Annotated in this window: 2 tRNA genes and 3 rRNA genes; all 5 read right to left on the bottom strand. The window is 53.8% G+C overall.

Features of this window, described 5'->3' with window-relative positions:
• Positions 1-391: 391 nt before the first annotated feature.
• A 5S ribosomal RNA gene (gene rrf, locus RCF13_RS09995) occupies positions 392-506 on the bottom strand.
• A 126-nt stretch (positions 507-632) separates the two neighbouring features.
• A 23S ribosomal RNA gene (locus RCF13_RS10000) occupies positions 633-3512 on the bottom strand.
• 223 nt (positions 3513-3735) lie between these two features.
• Positions 3736-3812 (bottom strand) — tRNA-Ile (locus tag RCF13_RS10005).
• Positions 3813-3834: 22 nt separating this feature from the next.
• Positions 3835-3910: transfer RNA gene (locus tag RCF13_RS10010), tRNA-Ala, on the bottom strand.
• A 94-nt stretch (positions 3911-4004) separates the two neighbouring features.
• Positions 4005-5549 (bottom strand): 16S ribosomal RNA (locus RCF13_RS10015).
• Together the 16S, 23S and 5S rRNA genes with 2 tRNA genes alongside form the textbook arrangement of a ribosomal RNA operon.
• Positions 5550-5738 lie beyond the last annotated feature (189 nt).

Below are 5738 nucleotides of genomic sequence, written 5' to 3' on the forward strand. Positions count from 1 at the left end.
GGACAATCATCCTTCCTGCAGGCGCCTTCACAAGATACCTGCGCATACTTTCAAAGATCCGGGGAAGTGGCCTCAGCGCCGTTCCCGTGTGCTGCGAAGTTTCCTTCGTAGCGAGCCGCCCATTATAGCCGGCTTTTCCGCCTCGTCAACACCTTTTTTCAAGGCCGTCTCACCGGAGTGGACGTTGTTGCCGATGCTGCTTCGTCGTTGGGCCCGAGGGCCTTTCGTCGTTGCGAGCCGCCTATTATGGCAGGCCTTTCAGCTTTGTCAACAACTTGTTTGAGGAACTTCAAGCTCTTCGTGAAGTTGTTGCTGCAAGTCCAAGTAAAACCAGGTGCCTGCAAAAAAAGGAAAACCCCGCTGCGCAAGCAGCGGGGTTCTCGGGTGTAAACCCTGGCGATGACCTACTCTCGCATGGCTTGAGCCACACTACCATCGGCGCAGCTGCGTTTCACTTCCGAGTTCGGGATGGGATCGGGTGGTTCCACAGCGCTAATTTCACCAGGGAGGCTTTTGGAGTGTCGCACTCGTCCCTGTGGGACAAGGCGCCAGCCTCGCATAGTTCTTGTGACGTAGCGTGCACTTGGATGCTCTTACGACGTTGTCGTAAAGCCAAGGCAACTTGAGGTTATATGGTCAAGCCGCACGGATCATTAGTATCAGTTAGCTCAATACATTGCTGTACTTACACACCTGACCTATCAACCACGTAGTCTACATGGTTCCTTCAGGGGGCTTGTGCCCCGGGAGATCTCATCTTGAGGCGCGCTTCCCGCTTAGATGCTTTCAGCGGTTATCGCTTCCGAACATAGCTACCCGGCAATGCCACTGGCGTGACAACCGGAACACCAGAGGTTCGTCCACTCCGGTCCTCTCGTACTAGGAGCAGCCCCTCTCAAATCTCCAACGCCCATGGCAGATAGGGACCGAACTGTCTCACGACGTTCTGAACCCAGCTCGCGTACCACTTTAAATGGCGAACAGCCATACCCTTGGGACCGACTACAGCCCCAGGATGTGATGAGCCGACATCGAGGTGCCAAACACCGCCGTCGATATGAACTCTTGGGCGGTATCAGCCTGTTATCCCCGGAGTACCTTTTATCCGTTGAGCGATGGCCCTTCCATACAGAACCACCGGATCACTAAGTCCTAGTTTCCTACCTGCTTGATCCGTCGATCTTGCAGTCAAGCACGCTTATGCCTTTGCACACAGTGCGCGATGTCCGACCGCGCTGAGCGTACCTTCGAGCTCCTCCGTTACTCTTTAGGAGGAGACCGCCCCAGTCAAACTACCCACCATACACGGTCCCCGACCCAGATAATGGGCCCAGGTTAGAACGTCAAGCACGACAGGGTGGTATTTCAAGGATGGCTCCACCACAGCTAGCGCCATGGTTTCATAGCCTCCCACCTATCCTACACAGACGAACTCAACGTTCAGTGTAAAGCTATAGTAAAGGTTCACGGGGTCTTTCCGTCTTGCCACGGGAACGCTGCATCTTCACAGCGATTTCAATTTCACTGAGTCTCGGGTGGAGACAGCGCCGCTGTCGTTACGCCATTCGTGCAGGTCGGAACTTACCCGACAAGGAATTTCGCTACCTTAGGACCGTTATAGTTACGGCCGCCGTTTACTGGGGCTTCGATCAAGAGCTTCGCCTTGCGGCTGACCCCATCAATTAACCTTCCAGCACCGGGCAGGCGTCACACCCTATACGTCCACTTTCGTGTTTGCAGAGTGCTGTGTTTTTGATAAACAGTCGCAGCGGCCTGGTTACTGCGACCCTCTTCAGCTATAGCTCGCACGAGCCACCAAAAAGGGTGCACCTTCTCCCGAAGTTACGGTGCCATGTTGCCTAGTTCCTTCACCCGAGTTCTCTCAAGCGCCTGAGAATTCTCATCCTACCCACCTGTGTCGGTTTACGGTACGGTCTGCGTAAGCTGAAGCTTAGGAGCTTTTCCTGGAAGCGTGGTATCAGTGACTTTGCCATAAAGGCTCGTCTCGGTGCTCGGTCTTAGAGGATCCCGGATTTGCCAAAGATCCAAACCTACCGCCTTTCCCCAGGACAACCAACGCCTGGTACACCTAACCTTCTCCGTCCCTCCATCGCACTTACGCGAGGTGCAGGAATATTAACCTGCTTCCCATCGACTACGACTTTCGTCCTCGCCTTAGGGGCCGACTCACCCTGCGCCGATTAACGTTGCGCAAGGAAACCTTGGGCTTTCGGCGTGCGGGTTTTTCACCCGCATTATCGTTACTCATGTCAGCATTCGCACTTCCGATACCTCCAGCAGACTTCTCAATCCACCTTCAACGGCTTACGGAACGCTCCTCTACCGCGCATAACAAAGTTATGCACCCCAAGCTTCGGTTCTGTGCTTAGCCCCGTTAAATCTTCCCCGCAGACCGACTCGACCAGTGAGCTATTACGCTTTCTTTAAAGGGTGGCTGCTTCTAAGCCAACCTCCTGGCTGTCTGTGCCTTTCCACATGGTTTTCCACTTAGCACAAAATTTGGGACCTTAGCTGTGGGTCTGGGTTGTTTCCCTTTTCACGACGGACGTTAGCACCCGCCGTGTGTCTCCCATACAGTCCGTCTCGGTATTCGGAGTTTGCAATGGTTTGGTAAGTCGCGATGACCCCCTAGCCATAACAGTGCTCTACCCCCGAGAGGATACATATGAGGCGCTACCTAAATAGCTTTCGAGGAGAACCAGCTATCTCCGGGTTCGATTAGCTTTTCACTCCTAATCACACCTCATCCCCTACCTTTGCAACGGGAGTGGGTTCGGGCCTCCAGTGCGTGTTACCGCACCTTCACCCTGGGCATGACTAGATCACCCGGTTTCGGGTCTACTGCCCGCGACTATGCGCCCTTATCAGACTCGGTTTCCCTTCGCCTCCCCTATACGGTTAAGCTTGCCACGAACAGTAAGTCGCTGACCCATTATACAAAAGGTACGCAGTCACTCCTTGCGGAGCTCCTACTGCTTGTACGCACACGGTTTCAGGTTCTATTTCACTCCCCTCTCCGGGGTTCTTTTCGCCTTTCCCTCACGGTACTGGTTCACTATCGGTCGGTCAGTAGTATTTAGCCTTGGAGGATGGTCCCCCCATGTTCAGACAGGGTTTCACGTGCCCCGCCCTACTCGTCTTCACTGAAATGGCCCTTTCAGATACAGGGCTATCACCTTCTATGGCCGCTCTTTCCAGAGCGTTTTCCTAGAACCAAATCAGCTTAAGGGCTAGTCCGCGTTCGCTCGTCGCTACTTACGGAATCTCGGTTGATTTCTTTTCCTCTGGTTACTTAGATATTTCAGTTCACCAGGTTCGCTTCCAGCAGCTATGTATTCACTGCAGGATACCCGCAAGCGGGTGGGTTTCCCCATTCGGACATTACCGGATCAAAGCTTGTTGCCAGCTCCCCGATACTTTTCGCAGGCTGCCACGTCCTTCATCGCCTCTGACCGCCAAGGCATCCACCGTGTGCGCTTATTCGCTTGACCATATAACCGCAAGTTGCCTTGGGTTACATATGACCCGGGGGTACAAAGCCCGGATACGAATATAACGACTCAATCAATAAAGAGACTTATGTCTCTCGCCTTAGCCTCACGACACGTCTGATAGAACATCTCAAACGCTCGCTACGTCACAAGTTTTAAAAGAACACGTACCAGCCACAGTGCTGATGCGTATAAAGATCGAATGTATGCGTCATTCAGAGAATGGTGGGTCTGGGAGGACTCGAACCACCGACCTCACCCTTATCAGGGGTGCGCTCTAACCACCTGAGCTACAGACCCGGAGCTTGTTTCTTAATCTCCCTGGTGGAGCCTGTCGGGATCGAACCGACGACCCCCTGCTTGCAAAGCAGGTGCTCTCCCAGCTGAGCTAAGGCCCCAGAAAGGGACATCTCACACCGGCCTGGCCGATGTAAATCTCTGAATGCAGGTACTTTGTGAAGACGCCCGACAGGACGATGCTGTCTTTGCTCAAAAGGAGGTGATCCAGCCGCACCTTCCGATACGGCTACCTTGTTACGACTTCACCCCAGTCATCGGCCACACCGTGGCAAGCGCCCTCCCGAAGGTTAAGCTACCTGCTTCTGGTGCAACAAACTCCCATGGTGTGACGGGCGGTGTGTACAAGGCCCGGGAACGTATTCACCGCAGCAATGCTGATCTGCGATTACTAGCGATTCCGACTTCATGGAGTCGAGTTGCAGACTCCAATCCGGACTGAGATAGGGTTTCTGGGATTGGCTTACCGTCGCCGGCTTGCAGCCCTCTGTCCCTACCATTGTAGTACGTGTGTAGCCCTGGCCGTAAGGGCCATGATGACTTGACGTCATCCCCACCTTCCTCCGGTTTGTCACCGGCGGTCTCCTTAGAGTTCCCACCATTACGTGCTGGCAACTAAGGACAAGGGTTGCGCTCGTTGCGGGACTTAACCCAACATCTCACGACACGAGCTGACGACAGCCATGCAGCACCTGTGTTCGAGTTCCCGAAGGCACCCATCCATCTCTGGAAAGTTCTCGACATGTCAAGGCCAGGTAAGGTTCTTCGCGTTGCATCGAATTAAACCACATACTCCACCGCTTGTGCGGGCCCCCGTCAATTCCTTTGAGTTTCAGTCTTGCGACCGTACTCCCCAGGCGGCGAACTTAACGCGTTAGCTTCGATACTGCGTGCCAAATTGCACCCAACATCCAGTTCGCATCGTTTAGGGCGTGGACTACCAGGGTATCTAATCCTGTTTGCTCCCCACGCTTTCGTGCCTCAGTGTCAATGTTGGTCCAGGTAGCTGCCTTCGCCATGGATGTTCCTCCTGATCTCTACGCATTTCACTGCTACACCAGGAATTCCGCTACCCTCTACCACATTCTAGTCGCCCAGTATCCACTGCAGTTCCCAGGTTGAGCCCAGGGCTTTCACAACGGACTTAAACGACCACCTACGCACGCTTTACGCCCAGTAATTCCGAGTAACGCTTGCACCCTTCGTATTACCGCGGCTGCTGGCACGAAGTTAGCCGGTGCTTATTCTTTGGGTACCGTCATCCCAACCGGGTATTAGCCAGCTGGATTTCTTTCCCAACAAAAGGGCTTTACAACCCGAAGGCCTTCTTCACCCACGCGGTATGGCTGGATCAGGCTTGCGCCCATTGTCCAATATTCCCCACTGCTGCCTCCCGTAGGAGTCTGGACCGTGTCTCAGTTCCAGTGTGGCTGATCATCCTCTCAGACCAGCTACGGATCGTCGCCTTGGTGGGCCTTTACCCCGCCAACTAGCTAATCCGACATCGGCTCATTCAATCGCGCAAGGCCCGAAGGTCCCCTGCTTTCACCCGTAGGTCGTATGCGGTATTAGCGTAAGTTTCCCTACGTTATCCCCCACGACAGAGTAGATTCCGATGTATTCCTCACCCGTCCGCCACTCGCCACCCAGAGAGCAAGCTCTCCTGTGCTGCCGTTCGACTTGCATGTGTTAGGCCTACCGCCAGCGTTCACTCTGAGCCAGGATCAAACTCTTCACTTAAAACTGCATGATCCGAAGATCAAAATTTAAAGCTGCAGATGATTGATTCTGGCAACGTATCGCTTGCTTTAAAACAATTAATAGTTGCTTGATCAAACGTCTGCAAGATGGACAATCATCCTTCCTGCAGGCGCCTTCACAAGATACCTGCGCATACTTTCAAAGATCCGGGGAAGTGGCCTCAGCGCC

Source organism: Stenotrophomonas maltophilia group sp. RNC7 (assembly GCF_030910085.1).
Lineage (GTDB): Bacteria > Pseudomonadota > Gammaproteobacteria > Xanthomonadales > Xanthomonadaceae > Stenotrophomonas > Stenotrophomonas sepilia.